Annotated in this window: 1 protein-coding gene; it reads left to right on the forward strand. The window is 63.0% G+C overall.

All coding sequences use genetic code 11. The features are described from left to right. Nucleotides 1–80: 80 nt before the first annotated feature. Nucleotides 81–1,208, forward strand: a complete 1,128-nt coding sequence (locus OKA11_RS24320; protein ID WP_159832497.1) for an IS5 family transposase — start codon at nt 81–83, stop codon at nt 1,206–1,208. Nucleotides 1,209–1,344 lie beyond the last annotated feature (136 nt).

The raw sequence follows: 1,344 nt of genomic DNA on the forward strand, positions 1-1,344 counted from the left end.
CAGGCTGCGGAAAAAGTAGCTTGCCCTGAAGAGGCATTGCTGATTCCAGGATTGCGACGAGCGATGTTGAAGGGATCGGGATGCGCGGCGATGATGAGCGGAGTGAGGGGCTGTTTTCGTACGTGAGCTGCGAGGCTCGGGTACCGGCGAACCACCCGCTCCGCGCCATCAGAGCGATTGTCGACAAAGCACTGGAGGTGCTGTCGGCGGATTTCGATGGCCTGTATTCGCGTATCGGCAGGCCTTCGATCCCGCCCGAGAAGCTCCTTCGCGCCTTGCTCTTGCAGGCCTTCTATTCGATACGGTCGGAACGCCAGTTGATGGAGCAGATGGACTACAACCTGCTCTTCCGCTGGTTCGTCGGCCTGGCGATGGATGCGCCGATCTGGGATGTCACGGTTTTCACCAAGAACCGCGAGAGGCTGCTGGCAGGCGACATCGCCGCCAGGTTCCTGTCCGCCGTCATCGGGCAGCCGCGCGTACAGGCGCTGCTGTCGGACGATCATTTCTCCGTGGACGGCACCTTGATCGAAGCGTGGGCCAGCGTGAAGAGCTTCAGGCCCAAGGATGAAGGCGGCCCCGGCGATGACGGTGACAGTGGGTCGGTGTCTAGCCAGAGCAAACAGGCGACGCGGCCGACCGGCCGCAATGCCGAATGCGACTTCCGGGGCGAGAAGCGCAGCAATGCGACCCATGCCTCGACCACCGATTCCGATGCCCGGCTGTTCAAGAAGGCGCGTGGCCAGGCAGCGAAGCTGTGCCACATGGCCCATGTGCTCATGGAAAACCGCAACGGTCTCGTGGTCGATGCAACGCTCACCCATGCCACCGGCACCGCCGAACGCGAGGCCGCGTTGACCATGCTGGGGCGCATGGAGGGACGTCATCGGATTACGCTGGGCGCCGACAAGAACTACGACACGGCTGGCTTCGTCGCGGCGTTGCGCGAGATGGACGTTACCCCGCACGTGGCCCAGAACAACACCAATCGTCGTTCCGCCATCGACGGACGGACGACACGCCATCCCGGCTACGCCGTCTCGCAGAGAATCCGCAAGCGGATCGAGGAGGTGTTTGGCTGGGCCAAGACCTGCGGCAACATGCGAAAAACCCGTCATCGCGGCCAGGATCGCGTCGGATGGTCGTTCTCGCTCACCGCTGCGGCCTACAACCTCATCCGACTGCCGAAACTGCTGGCGGCGGCCTAGCCGCGCCGCTCACATCGCCAGGACCGGCCACACGGCAGGTCTCTACGAATTTCACCCGAAAATGACCGACTACCGTGCCCAGGACCTTTGAAATCGGGCCGATGACGACCACTGCGACGCCTTTTTCCGCAACCTG

It is taken from the genome of Novosphingobium clariflavum, assembly GCF_026420865.1.
GTDB classification, from domain to species: Bacteria; Pseudomonadota; Alphaproteobacteria; order Sphingomonadales; family Sphingomonadaceae; genus Novosphingobium; species Novosphingobium clariflavum.

Excerpts from the sequence above, each read along its gene's own strand:
- OKA11_RS24320 (WP_159832497.1), top strand. The coding sequence starts at position 81 with ATGCGCGGCGATGATGAGCGGAGTGAGGGGCTGTTTTCGTACGTGAGC.